Origin of the sequence: Mycobacterium ulcerans subsp. shinshuense, from assembly GCF_002355775.1 — a bacterium.
In the GTDB taxonomy this organism is placed as follows: Bacteria; Actinomycetota; Actinomycetes; order Mycobacteriales; family Mycobacteriaceae; genus Mycobacterium; species Mycobacterium marinum.
In genome coordinates, this window is the sequence record NZ_AP017624.1 from 1,501,657 (window position 1) to 1,522,525 (window position 20,869).

Annotated in this window: 21 protein-coding genes and 3 pseudogenes; 12 read left to right on the forward strand and 12 right to left on the reverse strand. The window is 65.8% G+C overall.

Translation table 11 applies throughout. The features are described from left to right. The first annotated feature begins 11 nt into the window (after positions 1-11). The 4 genes from SHTP_RS06870 (at position 12) to SHTP_RS06885 (ending at position 4,854) form a co-directional block, all read left to right on the forward strand. On the forward strand, positions 12-608 hold the full coding sequence (locus SHTP_RS06870; protein WP_096370145.1) for a hypothetical protein: 597 nt from the start codon (positions 12-14) through the stop codon (positions 606-608). Positions 609-686: 78 nt separating this feature from the next. Continuing rightward, the gene (espB, locus tag SHTP_RS06875; RefSeq protein ID WP_096370146.1) at positions 687-2,207 is read left to right on the forward strand and encodes an EspB family ESX-1 secretion system-associated protein; all 1,521 of its coding nucleotides are present in this window, start codon (positions 687-689) and stop codon (positions 2,205-2,207) included. Further along, a complete protein-coding gene (locus SHTP_RS06880) occupies positions 2,204-2,551 on the forward strand; it encodes a YbaB/EbfC family nucleoid-associated protein (protein WP_096370147.1) in 348 nt (115 codons plus the stop codon). The genes espB and SHTP_RS06880 overlap by 4 nt, the downstream gene beginning before the upstream one ends. A gap of 170 nt (positions 2,552-2,721) precedes the next feature. Beyond that, positions 2,722-4,854, forward strand: coding sequence for an EspK C-terminal domain-containing protein (locus SHTP_RS06885; protein ID WP_096370148.1), 2,133 nt, complete (start codon positions 2,722-2,724; stop codon positions 4,852-4,854). Between the two features lie 25 nt (positions 4,855-4,879). On the opposite strand, the gene SHTP_RS06890 is transcribed toward SHTP_RS06885, so the two are convergent. Together SHTP_RS06890 and SHTP_RS06895 are read right to left on the reverse strand one after the other, a co-directional pair. Continuing rightward, positions 4,880-5,335, reverse strand: coding sequence for a YbaK/EbsC family protein (locus SHTP_RS06890; RefSeq protein WP_015354882.1), 456 nt, complete (start codon positions 5,333-5,335; stop codon positions 4,880-4,882). A gap of 11 nt (positions 5,336-5,346) precedes the next feature. Then, on the reverse strand, positions 5,347-6,195 hold the full coding sequence (locus SHTP_RS06895; protein ID WP_096370149.1) for an SDR family oxidoreductase: 849 nt from the start codon (positions 6,193-6,195) through the stop codon (positions 5,347-5,349). A 316-nt stretch (positions 6,196-6,511) separates the two neighbouring features. Between SHTP_RS06895 and SHTP_RS06900 the strand changes: the two genes are divergently transcribed. Both SHTP_RS06900 and rsrA read left to right on the forward strand, forming a co-directional pair. Further along, entirely contained in the window at positions 6,512-7,162 is a 651-nt protein-coding gene (locus SHTP_RS06900) for a sigma-70 family RNA polymerase sigma factor (RefSeq protein ID WP_172900644.1), read from the forward strand. Further along, complete coding sequence (gene rsrA / locus SHTP_RS06905) at positions 7,159-7,464, forward strand: mycothiol system anti-sigma-R factor (RefSeq protein ID WP_096370151.1); 306 nt, start codon at positions 7,159-7,161, stop codon at positions 7,462-7,464. Before SHTP_RS06900 ends, rsrA begins: the two co-directional genes overlap by 4 nt. A gap of 96 nt (positions 7,465-7,560) precedes the next feature. Here rsrA and SHTP_RS30325 read toward each other — a convergent pair whose 3' ends face one another. Continuing rightward, positions 7,561-7,635 (reverse strand): 50S ribosomal protein bL37, encoded by a 75-nt coding sequence (locus tag SHTP_RS30325; RefSeq protein WP_011728008.1) that lies wholly within the window; start codon positions 7,633-7,635, stop codon positions 7,561-7,563. Positions 7,636-7,825: 190 nt separating this feature from the next. On the opposite strand from SHTP_RS30325, the gene SHTP_RS06915 reads away from it, so the two are divergent. Together SHTP_RS06915 and SHTP_RS06920 are read left to right on the forward strand one after the other, a co-directional pair. Then, positions 7,826-8,041, forward strand: coding sequence for a biotin/lipoyl-binding carrier protein (locus SHTP_RS06915; protein WP_012393203.1), 216 nt, complete (start codon positions 7,826-7,828; stop codon positions 8,039-8,041). Between the two features lie 49 nt (positions 8,042-8,090). Then, the gene (locus SHTP_RS06920; RefSeq protein ID WP_012393204.1) at positions 8,091-9,590 is read left to right on the forward strand and encodes a sensor histidine kinase; all 1,500 of its coding nucleotides are present in this window, start codon (positions 8,091-8,093) and stop codon (positions 9,588-9,590) included. A gap of 62 nt (positions 9,591-9,652) precedes the next feature. Here SHTP_RS06920 and whiB1 read toward each other — a convergent pair whose 3' ends face one another. Then, positions 9,653-9,907: a transcriptional regulator WhiB1 gene (gene whiB1 / locus SHTP_RS06925; protein WP_012393205.1), complete on the reverse strand. Its 255-nt coding sequence runs from the start codon at positions 9,905-9,907 to the stop codon at positions 9,653-9,655. Positions 9,908-10,203: 296 nt separating this feature from the next. After that, positions 10,204-10,953 (reverse strand): annotated as a pseudogene (locus tag SHTP_RS06930) (diacylglycerol/lipid kinase family protein); the annotation flags it as partial. 134 nt (positions 10,954-11,087) lie between these two features. On the opposite strand from SHTP_RS06930, the gene SHTP_RS06935 reads away from it, so the two are divergent. After that, positions 11,088-12,290, forward strand: coding sequence for an ISAs1-like element IS2404/ISMul1 family transposase (locus SHTP_RS06935; RefSeq protein ID WP_420872958.1), 1,203 nt, complete (start codon positions 11,088-11,090; stop codon positions 12,288-12,290). Positions 12,291-12,311: 21 nt separating this feature from the next. Here SHTP_RS06935 and SHTP_RS06940 read toward each other — a convergent pair. After that, positions 12,312-12,545 (reverse strand): annotated as a pseudogene (locus SHTP_RS06940) (diacylglycerol/lipid kinase family protein); the annotation flags it as partial. Between the two features lie 124 nt (positions 12,546-12,669). Here SHTP_RS06940 and SHTP_RS06945 point away from each other — a divergent pair. Then, a complete protein-coding gene (locus tag SHTP_RS06945; protein ID WP_172900515.1) occupies positions 12,670-13,101 on the forward strand; it encodes a hypothetical protein in 432 nt (143 codons plus the stop codon). On the opposite strand, the gene SHTP_RS06950 is transcribed toward SHTP_RS06945, so the two are convergent. Genes SHTP_RS06950 through SHTP_RS06960 form a run of 3 tightly spaced genes read right to left on the reverse strand, consistent with a single transcriptional unit; the run spans position 13,053 to position 15,228 of the window. Continuing rightward, positions 13,053-13,535 carry a GNAT family N-acetyltransferase gene (locus tag SHTP_RS06950; protein WP_011740496.1) on the reverse strand — a complete coding sequence of 161 codons (483 nt, stop codon included), beginning with the start codon at positions 13,533-13,535 and terminating at the stop codon, positions 13,053-13,055. The two genes, SHTP_RS06945 and SHTP_RS06950, sit on opposite strands and share 49 nt — an antisense overlap. Continuing rightward, positions 13,532-14,632 carry an isochorismate synthase gene (locus tag SHTP_RS06955; protein ID WP_096370153.1) on the reverse strand — a complete coding sequence of 367 codons (1,101 nt, stop codon included), beginning with the start codon at positions 14,630-14,632 and terminating at the stop codon, positions 13,532-13,534. Before SHTP_RS06955 ends, SHTP_RS06950 begins: the two co-directional genes overlap by 4 nt. Beyond that, entirely contained in the window at positions 14,629-15,228 is a 600-nt protein-coding gene (locus SHTP_RS06960; protein WP_071497839.1) for an acid phosphatase, read from the reverse strand. The genes SHTP_RS06955 and SHTP_RS06960 overlap by 4 nt, the downstream gene beginning before the upstream one ends. A gap of 76 nt (positions 15,229-15,304) precedes the next feature. Between SHTP_RS06960 and SHTP_RS06965 the strand changes: the two genes are divergently transcribed. Beyond that, positions 15,305-16,105: a ParA family protein gene (locus SHTP_RS06965; protein ID WP_096370154.1), complete on the forward strand. Its 801-nt coding sequence runs from the start codon at positions 15,305-15,307 to the stop codon at positions 16,103-16,105. A 22-nt stretch (positions 16,106-16,127) separates the two neighbouring features. On the opposite strand, the gene SHTP_RS06970 is transcribed toward SHTP_RS06965, so the two are convergent. Together SHTP_RS06970 and SHTP_RS06975 are read right to left on the reverse strand one after the other, a co-directional pair. Further along, positions 16,128-17,342, reverse strand: a complete 1,215-nt coding sequence (locus tag SHTP_RS06970; protein WP_096370155.1) for an Rv3212 family protein — start codon at positions 17,340-17,342, stop codon at positions 16,128-16,130. A 14-nt stretch (positions 17,343-17,356) separates the two neighbouring features. Further along, the gene (locus SHTP_RS06975; protein ID WP_096370156.1) at positions 17,357-18,910 is read right to left on the reverse strand and encodes a DEAD/DEAH box helicase; all 1,554 of its coding nucleotides are present in this window, start codon (positions 18,908-18,910) and stop codon (positions 17,357-17,359) included. A gap of 262 nt (positions 18,911-19,172) precedes the next feature. On the opposite strand from SHTP_RS06975, the pseudogene SHTP_RS06980 reads away from it, so the two are divergent. Then, positions 19,173-19,828 (forward strand): annotated as a pseudogene (locus SHTP_RS06980) (ferritin-like fold-containing protein). A 51-nt stretch (positions 19,829-19,879) separates the two neighbouring features. Here the strand turns inward: SHTP_RS06980 and SHTP_RS06985 are convergent. Beyond that, complete coding sequence (locus SHTP_RS06985) at positions 19,880-20,860, reverse strand: MmpS family transport accessory protein (RefSeq protein ID WP_096370157.1); 981 nt, start codon at positions 20,858-20,860, stop codon at positions 19,880-19,882. Positions 20,861-20,869 lie beyond the last annotated feature (9 nt).

A 20,869-nucleotide genomic window follows, 5' to 3' on the forward strand; every position in this document is an offset into this window, starting at 1 on the left:
GGGGATTGGACATGGCTAAGGAGCTGGTCATCGATTCTTCCCGCCTGAAGATTGCTGGAATCGATTTGGCGGAGCCGACTTTGCCGACGCCCCCGCCGCCGATCGTTTCGACCGGACTGGATTCCGCGTCGGCAGCCATCAACGCAATCTTGCCGATTATCGAGTCGCCGGTGGCCGACTCGTTGCCCGTCGTCAACTCCGCCCTGACGAAGACGGGGTCCAATTTCGTCGCCGCCGCCGCGATCTATGCGGAAGCCGACCAGTCGCTCGGAGAACAATTGGGCCAGTTCCAATTCCGTTCCGCCGCAACGACGTCCGAGTATGCCGCTCGCGGCAACGCCTTGATGGCGGGCAGTGCGGCCCTCGGATATGGCTTGGCGGCTGGACCCGAGATACCGATCGCATCGAGGTTCACCTTGCCCACCATGGCCCAGATGGGTTCGCTGCCGGGGCAGGCCGCGACGCTATCGGGACACGCTTCTCAGTACGCGAACCTGGTCAACCAGACCATGGGGCAGCTGCAGGGGGTTGCGTCGATGGCCCAGCAGGGCCCGGGGACCGCGCCCGAACCCGCCGAAGACGGACCCGTTCTGCAGCTCGAACACTGAATTCATTGTCTATCAGCGTCTATCAGCCACTGACGGTGAATTTCACGATTTTCAATAGCCCCTAGGAGGAGGATTCGCGTGACGCTAGCACAGGTGCTCGCCGTGGAAGGCGAGGAGCTCTTGGCCAGAGCGGTCCGGCTGGAGGCTCCGATACCCGGACTGCCGACGGAAGATCCCCAGCCCCCGTGCGACTTCGCACCGGCTAAGGAAGCTGCCGCAGAGCTTGCGCGCTCCGCCGGTGAAATGCGCAAGTATCTGGGCTATTTCGACACGGAGCGGGCGCGGCTGGCGCAGTCGTTGAGGAACGCGGCCAAGGCCTACGAGGAAGTCGACGAGCACGCTGCGGCCGACCTCGACACGGGCAGCGCCTCGGTGTCGGCGGCGACCCCCGGCCCCGCAGGCGCGGAGCCGGAAACGGAGGCATTCGACGACGCCGGGGTCTCCACAATGGCAGCTGACCACCGCCTTGACGACTACGCAGATCTCAAGGTCAGGGCATTGACCATCGAGTGGGCCGACAACGGCAATTCATTCGAAAACTTCGCGAGGACGTGGCTGGACTATCGGCTGAAGCTGCTGGAGGCCACCGACCGCTTCGGACCCTTTCAGCGTTGGGACGGTGAAGCGGCGGCGGCCGTCGAGGACCATTTTGACAGGCAGATCGCGTGGCTGCGGCAGATGGCGGACTTGTGTAGCACCATGGCGAGTCAGGCCCAAACGGTTGCGGCCGCGCAACGCCAGCTTCATGCCAGCCATATCCAGTTCCAGGGAAAGACGGTTCGATTCGCGGATCTGAGAGACCTCGACGACCTGTACTGCAGCGTCCCCAAGGCTGATGTCACGAATATGCGGAACCAGATCCTTGCGATCTATGCGGTGCTGCAGCAAACATCGGATGAGGAGCTGGCGGAATACGAACGGGCGGCGAATTTTCCATTGCCGCCCGTGCAGCCAACCAAGCCTCCCAAAGCCAATGAGGTCAAAATCGATCCGCCCGCGCAGGCCAAGCCGCCCGAGCAGATCGTGGTGCCGCCCGGGCCCGATCCGGTGCCCGCCCCGGCTGATGACTGGCCAGTGGACGAGGCCCTGCCCAACCCCACTGACATGCCCGTCGTGCCGTTCGCCGGCAGCCCCCAGCTGCCGGGCAATACCTTGGCCGATTCCTTTGCCGGTCGCGGCGGCGGGACGGGTCTTTCGGCGGGGGCGCCGAAACTCAAACCGGCCTCGTTCGGAGGAGCTGGAGCTGCGTCGATGCGGCCTCCCATAGGACCGGACTCCATCTCATCGCAGCTCGGTGGCCGCGATCTGTTGGGGGCTGGCGCCGCGCCGGGGGCCGCGATGGGGTCGGGCGGTGCGGGCATGGCGCCCATGGGAGCCCCCGGCGCCGGACAGGCCCCTGGGCAGACCGGTAAGGGCAAGCGCGCGGAGCCGGGGGACGAGTTGCTCTACACCGAAGAGCGGCCGTGGACCGAGGGCCTCATCGGCAAACGCCCACGTAAATCCGCCGCCGAGGTCGCCGGCCCGGACGCGAGTGCCGCCCCCGATAGCAAAGCCGGGCCCGACAGCAAGGCCGGCTCCAACAGTAAGGACTCCAAATGAGCACCCAGATGCACCCGCAGGTGGCTGAGGCATTGCGCCAGGCGCAGCAGTTCCAGTCCGCGTGTGAAGACCAGATGCACCGGACCAACAGCGGATCCTTCGCCGGAACCGACGAAGCCAAGACCGTCGACGTGACTCTGAACGGACGCCAGTGGCTCACCGACCTGCATATCGAAGAAGGTCTGCTACGGCTGGGCGCTGAAGCCGTCGAGCAGCGAATCAACGAGGCGCTCCAAGATACGGATGCCGTCGCGTCCGCGGGCATCGAGGCCCGCCAGCAGCAGTTCCTCGAGTCGCTTGCCGGAATTTCCAGTGAGCTCCAGAAGGGGCTGGGCATCACGTAACGAACAACGTCTATTCGGGTGTCGGCGTGTGTCATCCGGCAAATCGCTGATTGCCGCAAGGCCGACCCAAGCGTCGATCAGCGGGTCAGGGCTGACGATGCCAGCGGCCGCGGCGAAGTTGCCGGCAGGTACGGATTGATATGTCGTGTCGAATATTGCGGGGAATAACGATGAGCATGCTAAGGCCGACGGGTGGGTATTTCGACCAGCTATTGGAGCCGGGCGGATGGCCAGAGATCGATGAGGACGCCTTTTATGAACGGGCGCAGGAATTTACGCAGGTCTTGCGGCAAGTCACCGAAGTGCTGGAGAGTTGTCAACAGCGTCGGACTCAAGTTTTCGACGACGGTGTCTGGTCGGGTGGTGCCGCCGATGCCGCCAACGGCGAACTCGGCACCAATATCGGTCACCTGATGACCCTGCAGAACGACCTTGCCACCGCGATTACGTGGCACAAATATGTTGCCGGTTTGGTTGTGCTAGCCAAGTTGGCCATTGATACAAACGCGGAGGTCGCACACCAACAGATCCTCGTTCTGCAGAACGAACCCGGCCTCACCGCCGCCGAGCGAGCCATTGCGATCGAAAGCTTGGTCGTCGCTACGCACGGGGCCAATGTCGCCGTGGTCGCCGACACCACCGAGCAGATTCTCGCGAGCAGGACGTGGACCCCCCCGCGTAATGCGCTGGAAGACTTGCTCAACCAGCGGACACCGCCACCGGCCGCACCCCCGCAGCGCCGTGACGTTCAGACCGGGCAGCCGATCGAGCAAGAACCGGCGCCGCCGGCGCCTGCACAACCGGTGCCGGTCACCCCGGTGATAGTTCCGGAAGCCGAGCAGTCAACACCCGGTGCCGCCGAGCCGGGGTGGATCCCGCCCGCACCGGCGGCAATGTCGCCGGTGGGCCCACCGATGATGCCTTCGTCGCCGGCGCATCCTGTTCCCGGATCCGTTGCCGGGCCCGCGTCGCCGGCACCGGCTGCCGCCGATGGCGGGGCACAGGGCCCGGTGTTGAGGGCCGCGGCGGCCCGGTCCGCGCCAGGTGCCGGCGGGCGTGGCAACCCGCCGGCGCCGGCACCGTCGCAGCCTTCGGAGCCCCTGCGTGAGCAGGACAAGGCGACCGAGCACGCTTCGGCGGGGCCGGTCGGTGCCGCCGCGGGTCCGCGAGCCGGAGCGGCCGCACCCGTGGGCCAGAAGCCTTCAAGTGCGCCCATCAGGCCGGCGGCGGCGACCACCCGGGCCGCCGCAAAGACCGGGCCGACCATCGGCCTGGATGCCACCGATCGCACCGCCGCGGTCAATGCCGGGGCGGTAATGGAGCCGCTCATCCCGGTGTCGGCGGCGCGTGCCGAACGCGTCGCCATCGCCGAGGCGTCCACCGCTGACGCGGCCCGTCGCAATGGGGCCGATCCGCTGCAACTGGCGCGCCGCATTGCCGCGGCATTGAATGCACCGGGCGGTGGCGGGCAAGGCGATCTCGGATTCTTCTGGGTGACCGCGGTGACCACCGACGCCACCATCGTGGTGGCCAACAGCTACGGGTTGGCCTACATTCCCGATGGGGTGCAGTTGCCCGAGCCGGTGCAGATGGCCAGTGCGGATGAGGCCATTTCCGTCACCGAGCGGGCCTGCTGGGCCACTCGACCAGTGCGGGCCGTGCAGCGCTGGGCGGCATGTCAGGGCAAGACACTGCGAGCGGTAATCGCCACCGAGCAACAGTTCGCCGATTCCGACCCGGGCGTGGCCAGAATTGTCCTGGACCCAGAAGACATCCCGGCCAGCGGAAAGATGACCGGCCGGCACCGGCTGCAGGTGGTCAATCCCGAAGCCGCGCAATGGCTGGCGGACACCAGCGATGCCGGTTTGACCGATCTGCTGCCGCCGGCGTCGGCGGTTGACCCTGCGCACGCGGATGGACGCGCTACTCGCGCCACCTCGGAGACAATGAATTCCGAGGCGGTGGCCGCTACGGCGGAAAGACTGGCAGCCACCTTCAACCTGCGGTTGCCCGACCTGGGGTCCTCAGTTCAGCTAGCTGCCCCACCGCCGGGGGATCGCCGCCCGATGTTGTGGCTCGAAGTGATGAAGCCGATGGCCAGCAACGCCGTCGACCGCGAGGCGGCGCATCTGCGGGCGTTTCTGACCTTTGCCGAACACGCGCAACGGTTCGCCCTCGACCAGGCGCATTCCCTCGCCGAACCGGCCGATTCGCGGGCCGCCATCGCCGACTGGCTGTACTGGAAACACCTCAGCGGGCTGCTGCACGCCGCCCTGAACCCGAAGCTCGCGGCCTGCGGATGACGGACGGCACCGCGCGGTTCGTGCGCTAGGCCCGGATGTCGGCGGTGAGCGCGTCGGTCAATCTGACCAGATCCGCCGGAGGGACCGCGACGTCCCAATGCCGCTTCCCGGCGCTGCACAGCACCCGGTCCCACGTGAGGGCCGAGCTGTCTACCACCGTCCGAAGTTTCCTACGCTGACCAAACGGCGAGATGCCGCCGACCACGTATCCGGTTGTCCGTTCGGCGTCGGCGGGCTCGGCCATGCTGGCCTTGGCCGCCCCCAACGCCGAGGCGGCGGCCTTCAACGACAACCGCGACGGCACCGGCACGACCGCGACCGCAAACTCGCCGGGTAGCGCGATGACCAGAGTCTTGAACACCTGCTCGGGCGCGATATCTGTGCGGTCCGAGAGGTCCGTGACAGCCTCGAAGTGCAAGAGTTCGTGTGTCACACCGGCTTTGATGAGCGCGGCGACCCCCGGTGTTGCGGCCCTGGCCACGCTGGTGCACCTCAGGGCTGCGTGTACCCCGGCGGGTTGACCTCTTCCACCCACAGGTCCACGCCCAGCTTGGTTCCGGGCACGCAGTTGTAGATCGAAAGGTCGCTCACTCCCGACTCGAGCAGCACGTCCTCGCACAGCGCCGAGTTGCCGGTGTACTCGCGGGAGTTCTTGTTGAGGATGACGTAGGCCGCATCGGCATAGACATCGGGTTTGCGGGCCCGTCCCATCGCCTCGTCGCCGCCGAGCAGGTTCTGCACCGCGGCGGTTGCCACCAGGGTGCGGGGCCACAGCGTGTTCGAGGCGATGCCCTCGTCGCGCATCTCCTCGGCGATTCCCAACGCGCACAGCGTCATACCGAACTTGGCCATCATGTATGCGGTCGGCTTCAGCCACTTCTTGTCCAGCTGCACCGGCGGAGAAAGCGTCAAGATGTGCGGGTTTTCCCGGCCCTTCAGGTGCGGGATGCACGCCTGCGACACCGCATAGGTGCCGCGCACCTGGATGCCGTTCATCAGGTCGAACCGCTTCATTGGCACTTCGGTGATGGACCCGAGGTTGATGGCGGAGGCATTGTTGACGCAGATGTCGATGCCGCCGAACTGTTCCACCGTCTTGGCAACGGCGGCGCTGACGGAGTCCGGGTCGCGGACGTCCCCGACGATCGGCAGTGCCTGACCGCCGGCTTCCTCGAGCTCTTTGGCTGCCGTGTATACGGTGCCCGGAAGCTTCGGGTGGGGTTCGGCGGTCTTGGCGATCAGTGCGATGTTCGCACCGTCTTGTGCGGCCCGCTTGGCGATCGCCAGGCCGATACCGCGGCTGGCGCCGGAGATGAACATGGTCTTGCCGTTAAGGGACATGGCGTCACACTAACGCCACCCTGGATCAGCGAGGTTTGCGGGATCGCGGATCGGTCGGGAAATAGCGGGCGAGAAAATGCCGTTGATTGATTGCGGTCTCATCAACCGTGGGCGTTGGTGGGATGAGGGAGCCGAAGGAAAGGGCGGACTGACGCGGACATTGTCAGTCGTGGCCTTTAGATTGGGAGGAGGGAGCTTGGTGTCGACCTCGACGAGCCTGCTGGGCGAGGAGCGGTTGGGGCGCTTCCCTGCGAGTCCGGCGTCGGTAGCGACGCTGTCCGGTGGCACCTCGACCGAAGGGACCGTGTTTATCAAGATGGCCGACATCGATGGTGTGACCCTGGCTGAGGCGCCCGACCCGGAGCCGCCTGAGGAGACTGACGAGCAGCTGACTGCGCGCTTCGAGCGCGACGCGATTCCCCTGTTGGACCAGCTGTACGGCGGCGCGCTGCGGATGACGCGCAATCCGGCCGATGCCGAGGATCTGCTGCAGGAGACCATGGTCAAGGCCTACGCGGGTTTTCGTTCTTTCCGGGAGGGCACCAATCTCAAAGCGTGGCTGTACCGGATTCTGACCAATACCTACATCAACAGCTATCGCAAGAAGCAGCGACAGCCCGCGGAATATCCCACCGACGAGATCACCGATTGGCAGCTGGCATCCAACGCCGAGCATTCCTCGACCGGGCTGCGTTCGGCCGAGGTCGAGGCCCTCGAGGCGTTGCCGGACACTGAGATAAACGAGGCGCTGCAGGCATTGCCGGAAGAATTCCGGATGGCGGTCTACTACGCCGACGTGGAGGGTTTTCCCTACAAGGAGATCGCCGAGATCATGGACACGCCGATCGGGACTGTGATGTCGCGGCTACACCGGGGCAGACGGCAGCTGCGCACCCTGTTGGCGGATGTGGCCAAGGAACGTGGCTTCGTCCGCGGTGAGCAGGCCCACCAGGAGGTGTCTTCATGAGCGAAGTTCCCGGCTCACCCGACTCGTTGCCGGACAATGAGGATTCGCACGGCTACTTTGGCTGTGCGGAGGTGATCGCCGAGGTGTGGACCTTGCTTGATGGCGAGTGCACCCCGGAAACGCGCCAGAAGCTGCGCAAGCACCTCGAGGCATGCCCCGGATGCCTGAAGCATTACGGGCTCGAGGAGCGGATCAAGCTACTGATTGCCACCAAGTGTCAGGGCGAGAAGGCCCCGGAGGGGCTGCGGGAGCGGGTACGCCTACAGATCAGCTGCACCACCATCATCCGGGGCGGCGAGTAACGAGCGATCGACAAAACCGCCCGCTCAGCGGGCTGGCCGCGGGGCGGGTAGCCTTCGGCTTGCTTGGCTGGGCGGGCGGGCGGTTATGCCGCTGAGCTAGGCGTTTGGCCGCTTGCCGTGGTTGGCCTTGCTGTGCTTGCGGTCGCGCTTCTTACGGCCACGCTTGGCCATGATGAACCTCCGTAGTTGGTCGATGCAGGGCGGCCAGGTTCCGCCCGGGTTGTCGCAAGTGTCTCACGCGGGAGTCAGTGCCACCGCACTAGCCCGCGCGCCGCGACCCCGGGTGGCCTTATGGTTCGATATACATGAGCCGATAGACCAGCAGCCGGCATGTGCAATGGCCGAACCGAGTGGGGTGAAGATGTCCGAGGATGTTCGCGCCGAGATCGTGGCCAGCGTGCTCGAAGTCGTTGTCAGTGAAGGTGACCAGATCGGCAAAGGCGACATAGTCGTGCTGCTGGAGTCGATGAAGATGGAGATCCCGGTCCTGGCTGAAATCGGCGGCACCGTGAGCAAAGTGAGTGTGGCCGTGGGTGACGTTATCCAGGCCGGCGACCTCATCGCGGTGATCAGTTAGCCCTTGAACCCAAAAACCCCGCGTCCGGGAGCGACTCTGGAGCCTGTTGATGTCCACTCTCGGTAATTTGCTGGCCGAAAACACGATGCTGCCCGGCAATGCGGTGGACCACCTCCATGCGGTGGTGGGGGAGTGGCAACTGCTCGCCGACTTGTCCTTTGCCGACTACCTGATGTGGGTTGCCCGAGACGATGGCGCCCTGGTCTGTGTGGCGCAATGCCGGCCCAACACAGCGCCGACGGTTCTGCAGACCGACGCGGTGGGCAGCGTCGTCGAAGCCGATCGGCTGCCGCTGGTCGCCGAGACGTTCGCCTCCGGTAGCGCCCGGCGTGACAGCGATGCCGACCAACAACACTTGGGCCAGCTGCCTGGGCCGAGCATCGAGGCCTCCCCGGTGCGCTACGGCGATCAGGTGGTCGCGGTGTTGACGCAGCATCAAACCGCGGTCGCCGCCGAACGCGCGTCCGGACACTTGGAGAGCGCCTACCGGGACTGCGCCACCGACCTGCTGCAGATGTTGGCCGAGGGCACCTTCCCCGATGTCGGTGACGTCGCCATGTCGCGTTCGACGCCGCGGGCCGGTGACGGCTTCATCCGCCTCGATGTCGACGGTGTCGCCATCTACGCCAGCCCCAACGCGTTGTCGGCCTACCACCGGATGGGTTTGACCACCGAGTTGGAGGGCCACGAGCTGATCGAAGTGACGCGGCCGCTGATTTCGGATCCGTTTGAGGCCGAAGAAGTGGCTGAGCACGTCCGAGATCTGCTGGTCGGTGGCAGAAGTATGCGGATGGAGGTCGACGCCGGAGGCGCGACGGTACTGCTGCGTACTTTGCCCTTGGTGGTGGGCGGTGTCAGCGCCGGAGCCGCCATTCTCATTCGTGACGTCACCGAGGTGAAGCGCCGGGACCGGGCCCTGATCTCCAAGGACGCGACAATCCGCGAAATTCACCACAGGGTGAAAAACAACCTGCAGACCGTTGCTGCGTTACTGCGGTTGCAGGCCCGACGCACCACCAATGCCGAGGGGCGAGAGGCGCTGATCGAGTCGGTGCGCCGGGTTTCGTCGATCGCGTTGGTGCACGACGCGCTGTCGATGTCCGTCGATGAGCAGGTCAACCTCGATGAGGTCATCGACCGGATCTTGCCGATCATGAACGATGTGGCGTCAGTGGATAGGCCGATCCGGATCAACCGCGTCGGTGACCTCGGCGTGCTGGACTCCGATCGCGCGACCGCCCTGATCATGGTGATCACCGAGTTGGTTCAGAACGCGATCGAGCATGCATTTGATCCCGCGGCTCAGGGGGCGGTGACCATTCGGGCCGAGCGCTCGGCGCGCTGGCTCGATGTTGTGGTGCACGACGATGGACGTGGCCTTCCCTCCGGTTTCAGCTTGGAGAAGTCCGACAGCCTGGGCCTGCAGATTGTGCGCACCCTGGTGTCAGCGGAGCTGGATGGCTCGCTGGGGATGCGAGAAGCGCCCGGGCGAGGTACCGACGTGGTGCTTCGAGTGCCAATCGGTCGCCGGGGCCGGCTGCTGGCCTAATGCAGCGCGCAACAATACGGCCCCGACGCGTTGTCGGGGCCGTACAGCTGCGTACCGAGTTGTCAGACTCCGCTGCGGGCCTTGGTCCGTGCGTTGCGGCGCTTTAGGGCGCGTCGCTCGTCTTCGCTCATACCGCCCCAGACGCCCGAGTCCTGGCCCGTGTTCAGGGCCCAGCTGAGGCAATCGGTGGTCACAGGGCACCGATTACAGACCAGTTTCGCGTCAGCGATCTGCGCGATTGCCGGACCGCTGTTCCCAACCGGGAAGAACAGCTCCGGATCTTCGTCACGGCAGACCGCCTTGTGGCGCCAATCCATTAGTCACTACTCCTCACTAAGTGTCCTCACTAAGTGCGCGGCAATGCGCACAGCCGATTTTTCCTTGGCGGTTAACGATGTGCACAAGAAAAGGTTTCTGTAGCCCTACATGTCTTCGCATGCAACCTTTTGATCGTTTCACAGGCTTCGCAGATGTCAATAGTGTTACGTGAGCGCGTGGGCTATCTCACTTTGGTGATCTCTTACCAAAGCCCTTATACAGTTGTACTACACTGCCCCGTCGGTTGAGGGTAGATTGGCTGTCGCAACCTTGTCACGACTTGGTTTTTCCCAGCTCAGCAGGGATTTTTGGAGGGAGGGGCGACCACCGCCACCGCTTCCGGAACGGCCCTGAACGTCATGGTTTGGCGCACCCCAAGGTAGTCCCCGTCGAACTGACAGGCCACCGGCGCGGCTGTGCTGGTAACACGCAGGCTTGGGACGTCGTCGTCGCGGACGAGGCGTTTGCTGTCGAACTTCCGTCGTTTGGCCAGCATCTGCCGCAGCAGCCGCAGCGTCGGGATCGTCTTCATGTTCCTCATGGCAAACACTCCGAGGCCCGTTTCGAAGGTGCAGCCCGGATTGGTCCACACCGGCCGGTTGTCCACGAAGGTCCAGGGACTGGCGTTGGACACGAAGACAAAGCTCACCTCCGTGACCGATTCACGGCCCGGAATCTCCAGCTTGAGTGCGGGTTCGCGGCCGGCGTTGGACAGCATGGCGGGCACCGTCGCGCGGACATAGCGCCAGGGAGTGACTTTCCTGCCGCCGTCGCGCTCGGCTTCTACCGCGGCGACCACCTCGGCGTCCACGCCCATGCCGGTGTTGAAGGCGGCCCAGCGCTCGCCGCAGTCGATCAGTCCGATTCGACGCCACTGCGGGCGGCGGCGGTAGTCATCGAGCAGCTGAAGCAGCTGGTTGGTGGCGGCAACGGGGCCGTGCGAGATCCCGAGCGACCTGGCCAGGACGTTTGCCGAGCCGCCGGGAATGACCGCGATGGCCGGCAGCGGGCCGGTCGGGGTTGAGTCGGGGCGGCCCAGGGCTCCGGCGTTGTTGATTAGCAGGCTTGTGAGCTGGGTTGATGATCTTTGGTGCCGCGCTATTGGGGCCGGAGTGTAGGCACGGGCTATCTGGAGAACGATCGAGTTGGTTACTGTTCGTCGTTGGTCTGGAGTTGCCCGTGCCTACCGTTTCAGTATTGCCTGTGTCGTCGGTTCCAGAGGTGTTCGACCGCTGGAGTCCTGGTGAGCGCAGCGAGCTCATCGGATCGGAGTTTCTCGATGTGTTGGCCTCGGTGCCAGACCCGAGGGACCCACGCGGTCGGAGGTATTCGCTGATGGCTTTGTTGGCGATCGCGGTTCTGGCCACTGCCGCGGGGATGCGCGGCTATGCTGGTTTTGCCACATGGGCGGCCACCGCTCCCGATGATGTGTTGGCCCAATTAGGGGTCCGGTTCCGGCGGCCCAGTGAGAAGACCTTCCGCGCTGTTTTGTCTCGGCTAGACCCCGCCGACCTCAACGCCAGGATGGGCAGTTACTTCACTGCACACGTGGCCAGCAGCGACCCCAGTGGATTGGTGCCGATCGCGTTGGACGGCAAGATGCTGCGTGGTGCTTTACGCGCCAAAGCGACAGCCACGCATCTCGTGTCGGTGTTCGCCCACCGTGCCCGATTGGTGCTCGGTCAACTCGCTGTCGCCGAGAAAAGCAATGAAATTCCCTGCGTACGTGCCCTGCTCACGCTGCTGCCGGGTAGCTTGCGGTGGCTGGTCACCGTGGATGCGATGCATACCCAGGTCGTCACCGCGAAGTTGATCTGCGCCACCTTGAAGTCGCACTACCTGATGATCGTCAAGTCCAACCAAGCCAAAATACTTGCGCGTATCACCGCGCTGCCCTGGGCCGAGGTGCCCGCAGCCGCTACCGACGACTCCCGCGGCCACGGCCGTGTCGAGACCCACACCCTGCAAATCATCACCGCTGCACGAGGAATCGGCTTCCCCTACGCAAAACAAATCATCCGGATCACTCGTGAACGCTTGATCACCGCCACCGACCAGCGCAGCGTGGAGGTGGTCTATGCCATCTGCAGCCTGCCGTTCGAGCACGCCCGCCCTACCGCGATCATGACCTGGATGCGTCAACACTGGGGAATCGAGAACAGCCTGCACTGGATACGCGACGTCACCTTCGACGAAGACCGTCAAAGGGCACATACCGGAAACGGCGCACAGGTCCTAGCAACGCTACGCAACACCGCGATCAATCTGCACCGCCTCAACGGCGCCGACAACATCGCCGAAGCCTGCCGGATCACCGCTTTGACCGCCAACCGCCGCCTAGACCTCCTCAATCCACAATTCCCCAGCTCACAAGCCTGCTAATCAACAACGCCGGAGCCCTGCGGGGCGGCCCAGGACTCCGTTGATCACTCCGCTTACCGTGCCGTCGCCGCCGTGCACAACCACCAGGTCCACGCTGGCGGCGGCGGCCGCTTCGCCCAGCTCGGTGGCGTGGCCACGATGTTTGGTGTGTTCGATGTCGAGATCCAGGCGGCCCTTGAGCGCGTTGACCACCAGTTCGCGATCCGCCGGTGTGATGGAGGTGGCGGTTGGGTTGACGATCAACACGGCGCGCATGAGGCATGAGCCTAGGCCGTGTAAACCTGCTGCGTCGGTGTCGTCTGTTTCGGGTTAGCCGCGCCATCGGACGCCCCGGCGCCGTGAGTGCGCCTCGGCGTGGCCCCACGACTACGCTGAGGCTGTGACTGTGCCAGCCCCGACCCCCATCCGCGGCGCTGGAGTGGTCGTGGCGGTGCAGGGGACCGCAGGGCTGATCGTGGCGGCGGTGTTGGCAGTGCGCGGGCTCGCAGGGGCCGATCAGCGCCAGGTCAACGGCCTGGGCACCGCGGTGTGGTTTGTCCTCATCGGTGCCGCGGTGCTGGCCGCTGGATGTGCTCTGGTGGCCGGTAGGCGCTGGGGTCGGGGGCTGGCCGTGGTCACCCAGCTACTGCTGTTGCCGGTTGCCTGGTATCTGACCGCTGATTCGCACCAGCCGGTGTTCGGCATTCCGCTGGGGGCCGTGGCACTGACCGTGTTGCTGCTGCTGTTCAGCCCCCCATCGCTGCGCTGGGCCGGCGCCGGGGATCAGCGGGGTCCGGCCAGTGCCACCAAATCCGGGCCAGACAGCCGGTAGGTGGTCCATTCGTTCTGCGGCTGCCCGCCGACGGCGTCGTAGACCGCAATGGCATTGGAGTTCCAGTTCAGCACCGCCCAGGACAGCCGCGTGTAACCGTTGTCCAGGCATTCGGCGGCCAGCGTCGCCAGCAGCCTTCGGGCCAGCCCACGCCGGCGGAATTGCGGCCGCACGTAAAGGTCTTCCAAGTAGATCCCGGCGGCGCCGTCCCAGGTGGAGAAGTTCAGAAACCACAGCGCCATCGCCGCGATCTGACCGTCGATCTCGACGATGTGTCCCCGCACCGTCGGCAGAGCTCCGAAAAGTGCTGTGAATATCTGCTTTTCGCTGACCGTGCATTGGTCGGCGGCGCGCTCGAACTCGGCGAGCTCGCGGATCATGGCGGTAATTTCAGCGGTGTCTTCCGGCTTGGCCCGGCGGATGTTCTCGGTCATTGTTTGACTCCTAGAGCGGTCAATATTGTGGCGAATTTCGTTGTGGTCTCGTCGACTTCGTCATCGGGATTGGATTCGGCGACAATGCCGCCACCGGCGTGCGCCAGCGCGGTGCGCCGGTCGGCTGACAACTGTGCGCAGCGAATGGACACCACCCAGTAGCCGTCACCGCCCGCGTCGCACCAGCCGACTGTTCCCGCGTAGAAACCGCGGTCGCCCTCCAGCGAGGCGATGAGCTCGCTGGCGGCGTTCGTCGGCACACCGCCCACCGCGGGGGTGGGGTGCAGTGCCAATGCCAGATCGATTGCCGTAGTAGCGGTATCGCGCAGTTTACCAATGACTGGAGTGCACAGATGCCAGACCGCGGCGGTACCGGTCAGTTCGGGCTCCGGTGCGATTTTCAGCTTGTCGCAGAGCGGCTCCAGCGCCTCGCGCATGGTGTCGATCACCAGTTGATGCTCGTGTCGGTTCTTGGCCGAACCGGCCAACGCCGTCGCGTTGGCGGCGTCGATCTCCGGATCCGCGGAGCGTGGCGCGGAGCCGGCGAAGGGTTGGCAGGTGACCTGATCGCCGAATCGGGCGACCAGCAGCTCGGGGCTGGCGCCCACCAGGGCCGCTCCGGTGTAGCAGTCTCCAGCCGCGGTCAGGTCGACCAGATAGCCGTAGGACGTGGGGTTGGTCGCCATCAGCCTGCGCAGGACGACTCGAGGGTCCAGAGCGGTCTCCGCGGTCAACTGCAGGGCCCGCGCCAGCACCACCTTGTGCAGCAAGCCCTGCGGTGCGGCCAGCTGATCTCGCGCGCGGGTGATCCGGGCGCGGTGTTCGGCAAGTGGCGGCACCGCGGCGCTGATGCGCACCCTGGGCGGCGCTTCGGTGGGCCAGTCGGGCAGCCCCGTCACGCGTCGCACCGACGTCGGCACCATCAGCGCCGCTGGTTGGCTTACGTCGAAAGGCAACGCGCCCAACAATATTGGTGCTGATCCTGAGCGCAGTGCGGCCTGGGCCGCCGCAATTTCGGAGTAACTGGTACGCACCCCTTCGGCAATCAGATTTCCCCGGGGCCCGCACAGTGCGAACGGCGGTTCGCTGGCTCTCAACTGTCCGAAAACCCTTTCAATCCGAGCGCGCTCAGCTGACGCACCCCGTGCTCGAATCCGCAAATGGCGATGGAAGCGGTGGGCATGTAGAACCGGCTGCCTTCGACCAATGCCAATTCGACCCAACGCGTTGTCACCGACCGGGAGAAGTGGCTGTGGCTGGCGAACACCACATCACGTGAAGTCATGTGTTCCAGCGCAAGTGCGATGGCCCGGTCGGCGCGCTCAGTGACCTGCTGCACGGATTCCCCGCCGGGGCATCCGTGCGTCCAGACCAGCCAATTCGGCTCGAATTCGCGGATCTGCGGCGTGATCAGGCCTTCGTAGGAACCGTAATCCCACTCGGCGACCAGTTCGGAGACCGTATCGACGGTCAGCCCGGCCAACTCGGCGGTGGCCAGGGTTCGCTTGCGGGGACTGCTGATCACCAGCGGATTGTCGAGTTCGAGCTCGTTGAGCGCCCGCCCAGCCAGCTCCGCTTGCGCGCGGCCGGTTTCGGTCAGCTCGATGTCGGTTCGACCCGTGTGCTTGCCCGATTTCGACCATTCGGTGTCGCCGTGGCGGAGCAGCAGGAGTCGGTGGTTGTGCACGCCCATGCCGAACGATTGTGCCGGACGACATGCCGGACCCATCGCCCCAGCCAGACTGACGAGTACATGCCAGGATGACACTGTGACAGAGATCCGGGTACTGGCGGTGGCCAACCAGAAGGGCGGAGTGGCCAAGACGACGACGGTGGCCTCCCTCGGTGCGGCAATGGTGGACAAGGGACGGCGGGTGCTGCTGGTCGATTTGGATCCGCAGGGGTGCTTGACCTTCTCGCTGGGCCACGACCCCGACAAACTGGCGGTGTCCGTGCATGAGGTGTTGCTCGGGGAAGTCGAGCCGAGCGCCGCGTTGGTGACGACGCTGGAGGGAATGACGCTGCTGCCGGCCAACATCGACTTGGCCGGCGCCGAGGCGATGTTGTTGATGCGGGCCGGTCGTGAGTACGCGCTCAAACGGGCGCTGGCCAAATTGTCGGACGAGTTCGACGTCGTCATCATCGACTGCCCGCCGTCGCTGGGTGTGCTCACGCTCAACGGGTTGACGGCCGCCGACGAGGTCATCGTCCCGCTGCAATGCGAGACGCTGGCGCACCGCGGCGTGGGACAGTTCCTGCGCACGGTCTCCGACGTGCAGCAGATCACCAATCCAGACCTACGGTTGCTGGGCGCCTTGCCGACGCTGTACGACCCGCGTACCACCCACACCCGCGACGTGCTGCTTGACGTCGCCGATCGGTACAGCCTGGCGGTGCTGGCGCCACCGATCCCACGCACCGTGCGATTCGCCGAAGCCACCGCGTCGGGTTCGTCGGTGCTGGCCGGACGCAAGAACAAGGGCGCGCTGGCCTATCGCGAGCTGGCGCAGGCACTGCGCAAACACTGGAAGACCGGCAAGCCCCTGCCCACCTTCACGGTCGAGCCCTAGCCGCGCCCGGGCACCCCGACACTCAGCCGAGCGCCACCACGGCGTCGCCGCGTTGCTCGATCACCGTGGAACCCACCACGACCGGGATCACCGCCGAGGTGTTCGGCTGTCGGTCCACCGGGATGTAGCGAATGCTGGCGCCGCTGACCGGGTCGTAGACACCCAAGGCGCCGGTGACCGGTACCAGCAGCTGGCCGGCCATCATCACCCCCGGGCCCAGGGGCGCGGCCGTGTCACCGGCGGCGATGGTGTACCGCTGGGTCAATTTTCCGGTGTTGAAGACCAGCAACGCATCGCCGGTCCACCAGGTCACCAGGTTGCCGGTCTGAGACACCACGGCCGCCGGTGACGGGGGTTTGGGCAGCAGGGTGCTTGCCGTGGTGGTTCCGGTTTCGTCGATCACCTCGACGTGGGGTTGCGGCGATGGAAGGTACACCGCGGTGTTGTTCTGCGAGACGATCAGCACGCGTGCGCCCGACCCGGCGCGAATCCCGGGCTCGGGCACGATCCGTTGCTCGGGTTCGTCTTCTTCCTTGCCGGGGCGCAGCAGCACCAGCCGCAGGTCCGCCTGGTCCTGGCAGGCTTCGAGCACCGAGACCGCCGAAGAGCTCGCCGCGGCCGACTCCAGCGTGCATCCGGAGTGCAGGCCCCGGTTTGCCGGTTTCACCCGAGCGTCGGTCTCGCCGTAGGACAGCATCCGAACCATGTCGGACCGCCACAGTTCCAGGCGGGTGCTGCCGGCCGACAGCACCGTGGTGCCATCGGAGGACAGCCGCACCTTTGGGTCCGCGTAGCTGCTGCGGGCGGGGCCGCGACGACCGGTCGATCCGTCGATGGTGCTCACCTGGCCGCAACCACGATCATCGCGGTACGCCGCGACGGCATAGCGATACACCCAGCTCACGCCGCACAGGTCGGTGTCGCGCGAGTAGCTCCACAGCGTCTCACCGGTGGTCGGGTTCCGCCCTTCCACCAGGCGTCCCGCGCCGGTGGCCACGGTCCCGCCCGCCACCATCGGCACGCGGGTGGCCGGGCTGTTAGCCGTCCAGAGCTGCTTGAGCGTGCCCGGCACCTCCCGGGCGGGGCTCGGGTTGGGTGCCGGAGCGGCGGCCGGCCGGCTGACGGTCGCCCGCGCATCACTGGTCCACCAGATCAGCAACGTGACGAGCGCGATGACCACCACGATCGCTGCGGCGGCCAGGATGTCACCCCTGGTGCGCCGTTCCGGCTTCACCATGCGCGGGTGCAGGTTCAGTTAGCCGATGCGGCGGCGTTGTCTTGGACGCCGGCAGGCTTGCGGCGGCGGCGACGGCGCCGGGTGGCCCCGGCGTTGCCGGACGGAGAGCTCGCACCGAAACCCGACCCCGTCTCGGTGGCCGTCTCGCCACTGGCCACCGGCGTGGTGGCGGGATGTCCGGTGACCGGCTTGCCGCCGCGGGTGCGCCGCCGGCGCCCAGCGTCCGAGCGCGCGCGCCCCGACTTCTCGCCCTGCTGGTCGTCCTGTTTTTCCGTCGTACGGGGCTTGGACCCGGACTTGCTCGGCGGGCCGACGGTGCCAGCGGCATCGGTCGGGATCGACAGCTCGGTGTAGAGATGCGGCGAGCTGGAGTACGTCTCGGCCGGGTCGGGTGAGCCCAGGCCCAATGCCTTGTCGATCATCGTCCAGCGGGGCAGTTCATCCCAATCCACCAGCGTGACGGCGACGCCGGTGCGGCCGGCCCGGCCGGTGCGCCCGATGCGGTGGACGTACATCTTCTCGTCCTCGGGGCACTGGTAGTTGATGACGTGGGTGACGTCGTCGATGTCGATACCGCGCGCGGCGACATCGGTGGCCACCAGCACGTTGACGCTGCCGCTGCGGAAGGACTTGAGGGCCTTCTCGCGGGCCACCTGTCCGAGGTCACCGTGCACGGCGCCCACCGCGAAACCGCGCTCGTTCAGCTCGTCGGCAACCTTCTGCGCGGTGCGCTTGGTGCGGGTGAAGATCATCGTCGCGCCCCGCTCCCGAGCCTGCAGCACCCGGGTGACCAGCTCGACCTTGTCCAGGACGTGGGCGCGGTAGACGAACTGCTCAGTGGTGTCGTGCACCGCCAGCGAGTGCGGCGCCTCGGCCCGGATGTGGGTGGGCTGGATCATGAAGGTCCGCGCCAGCGTGATGATCGGGTCTGGCATGGTCGCCGAGAACAGCATCGACTGCCGGTCCGCGGGAATCTGGCGCAGGATGCGCTCGATATCGGGCAGGAAGCCCAAGTCGAGCATCTCGTCCGCTTCGTCGAGGGCCAGCACGGACAATCCGCCCAGCTGTAGATGGCCCTGCTGGCTCAGGTCGAGCAGCCGGCCGGGGGTGCCGACCACGACGTCAGCGCCGGCCCGCAGGGCCTCGATCTGCGGCTCGTAGGCGCGTCCGCCATAGATCGAGACCACCGACAGCGGGCGCTGGTCGCCGGTCTCGGTGGTGGCGGTGAGGTACTTGGCGGCCACCGCCAGGTCCTCGGTGACCTGCAAGCACAGCTCGCGAGTGGGGACCACGACCAAGGCGCGGGGGGCGCCGGTCAGCGGTCGCACGCCGGTTCCGGAGCTGACCCGATGCAGCAGCGGCACGCCGAACGCGAAGGTCTTGCCCATGCCCGTGCGGGCCTGGCCGATCAGATCGTCTCCGGCCAGTGCCAGCGGCAGGGTGAGTTCTTGGATGGCGAAAGGACACTCGATGTCCCGTTCGCCCAGTGCGCGTACTATTTCGTCGCGAACTCCAAGTTCAGCAAATGTTTTTGGGGTTGTTTCGGTTGTGCTTTTCAGCGCAGTCATACGGGAGTGAAGAGCCTTTCGGTGACAGTATCGGTATTTATTGGTCGGTCATCTCAATCGCGGTTCATCGCGCGCACGAGTTTCCGACTCCGATACGTCGCCGAGTCGCCGGCCCACCGCTCGCCTGGGCGGGGCCAGCTACGTGCACGCACATTGCACTGGTAGCGGCAGCACAAACATACGGCCGCTACCTAACCTTCATCATAGCTGGTCGGCTCACGGCCACCGGCTTTCCGTCGTTCTCGCCGACTAGAGTGTTGCCATGACTTCGCCCTCATCCGCCGATCAGGTGGCCGATTCGACCGGGCCACAGCTATCGGCGGATCACCCGGCGTCAACGAGTTGTTCGCATTGCTGGCCTATGGCGAGGTGGCCGCCTTCTACCGGCTGACCGACGAGGCGCGGATGGCCCCGGACCTGTGGGGACGTGTTTCGATGGCGAGCATTGCGTCGGCTGAGATGGGGCATTACGAGCTGTTGCGGGACGCGCTGGAACGGCGCGGTGTCGATGTGGTGCCGGCCATGTCCAAGTACGTCTCGCCGCTGGAGAATTACCACCGGCTGACCACGCCGAGTACGTGGCTGGAAGCCTTGGTGAAGACCTATGTGGGTGACGCACTGGCCGCCGATCTCTACCTGCAGATCGCGGGCGGGCTGCCCGATGAAGTTGCGGACGTGGTCCGGGCGGCGTTGGCCGAGACCGGCCACTCTCAGTTCGTTATCGCTGAGGTGCGTGCCGCGGTGACAACCAGCGGGAAACAGCGCAGTCGGCTGGCGCTGTGGTCGCGTCGTCTGTTGGGCGAGGCCATCACGCAGGCCCAGTTCCTGCTGGCCGACCACGACGAGCTGGTCGACCTGGTGGTCGCCGGTACCGGTGGTCTCAGCCAGCTCGGCACGTTCTTCGAACGTCTGCAGTAGACGCATGACAAGCGGATGAGTGAGCTCGGCCTCGGCTGACTGCCCTCGGCGCTAGCGGGTGCACGTCGCGATGATCGACGTGTTGGTGGATGCCACCACCAGCTGTCCCTGCGCGTTGACAATCGCGCAGTTCAAACGGCCGTAGATGCTGGTCGCGACCACCGACTCGGTCTGCACGCCCGGGTTCAAGACCACCATCTTGGTCCAGGGCAGGGCCACATTGAACTCGGTGACGGGGAAGCCGCGTGCGTCGGTGTAGACGATGTTCACCATGTCCAGGAGTTGCTTGGTTCCGGTCACGCGATAGATGACGGTGCGCGGATTCAGCGCGGCCGAGGGGGGTTCGGCGGGTAGCGGCTGCATGCCCGGCAGCGGCGCCACGGCGGTGGGTGGCCACGTCGGCGCTGCGCCCGGTGGTGTCACCGTTGTGAAGGTTTTCGGGGGGAGTTGGGACGCGGAGGTGCCGGGGCCTGGCCTGGTGCTGGTGCTGGGATAGGGAGCCGTCCGCGGTGGCGCTGATGGCGCAGTGGTGCGCGGTGTCGTAGAGATGACTGTCCGCGGCGTCGGAACGCCAACCTTGCCCTTGGTGGTCGCGCTGTCGCCACTATTGATCACGAGCGCGGTCGTGATGGCGCCCAGGGCCACCACGACGCCCAGCACCGCGGCGACGGGGCGCCACCGGCGATCCGCCGGCCAGGCGAGGTCCGCATAGCTGTCTGGGTATTCGTCTTGGTCGTCTTGGCTGTCTTGGTAGCCGTAGTCGCTGTAGCCGCCATAGCTCTCATCGTCCGGGTAGTCCTCGACGTCCCGGACGGTGTCGTACTGGGTGTGAGCTGAGTTGCTGATGGGGCCGATGGTATCTACGCGACGGTGCCGCTTCAGGGCTGCGATGGCGTGTCGGGCCAGGTTAGACCCAATTGTGATGAACCAATCTGCTAGCCGTGACCTGCTGGTACGGGCCGACAGGCCGATGTGCGGCGCCTCGAACGCGTCTACTAGCCTGCTGCTGATACGTCGACGACGGAGTAGCAACGGAAGGGG

What these genes read in the sequence shown, in the direction of transcription:
- SHTP_RS06900 (WP_172900644.1), top strand. Translation starts at nt 6,512, where the DNA reads ATGGCCGACATCGATGGTGTGACCCTGGCTGAGGCGCCCGACCCGGAG.
- SHTP_RS06895 (WP_096370149.1), bottom strand. Translation starts at nt 6,195, where the DNA reads ATGTCCCTTAACGGCAAGACCATGTTCATCTCCGGCGCCAGCCGCGGT.
- SHTP_RS06880 (WP_096370147.1), top strand. Translation starts at nt 2,204, where the DNA reads ATGAGCACCCAGATGCACCCGCAGGTGGCTGAGGCATTGCGCCAGGCG.
- whiB1 (WP_012393205.1), bottom strand. Translation starts at nt 9,907, where the DNA reads ATGGATTGGCGCCACAAGGCGGTCTGCCGTGACGAAGATCCGGAGCTG.
- SHTP_RS06970 (WP_096370155.1), bottom strand. Translation starts at nt 17,342, where the DNA reads ATGGTGAAGCCGGAACGGCGCACCAGGGGTGACATCCTGGCCGCCGCA.
- SHTP_RS06975 (WP_096370156.1), bottom strand. Translation starts at nt 18,910, where the DNA reads ATGACTGCGCTGAAAAGCACAACCGAAACAACCCCAAAAACATTTGCT.
- SHTP_RS06960 (WP_071497839.1), bottom strand. Translation starts at nt 15,228, where the DNA reads ATGGGCGTGCACAACCACCGACTCCTGCTGCTCCGCCACGGCGACACC.
- SHTP_RS06915 (WP_012393203.1), top strand. Translation starts at nt 7,826, where the DNA reads ATGTCCGAGGATGTTCGCGCCGAGATCGTGGCCAGCGTGCTCGAAGTC.
- rsrA (WP_096370151.1), top strand. Translation starts at nt 7,159, where the DNA reads ATGAGCGAAGTTCCCGGCTCACCCGACTCGTTGCCGGACAATGAGGAT.
- SHTP_RS06870 (WP_096370145.1), top strand. Translation starts at nt 12, where the DNA reads ATGGCTAAGGAGCTGGTCATCGATTCTTCCCGCCTGAAGATTGCTGGA.
- SHTP_RS06950 (WP_011740496.1), bottom strand. Translation starts at nt 13,535, where the DNA reads ATGACCGAGAACATCCGCCGGGCCAAGCCGGAAGACACCGCTGAAATT.
- SHTP_RS06885 (WP_096370148.1), top strand. Translation starts at nt 2,722, where the DNA reads ATGAGCATGCTAAGGCCGACGGGTGGGTATTTCGACCAGCTATTGGAG.
- SHTP_RS06920 (WP_012393204.1), top strand. Translation starts at nt 8,091, where the DNA reads ATGTCCACTCTCGGTAATTTGCTGGCCGAAAACACGATGCTGCCCGGC.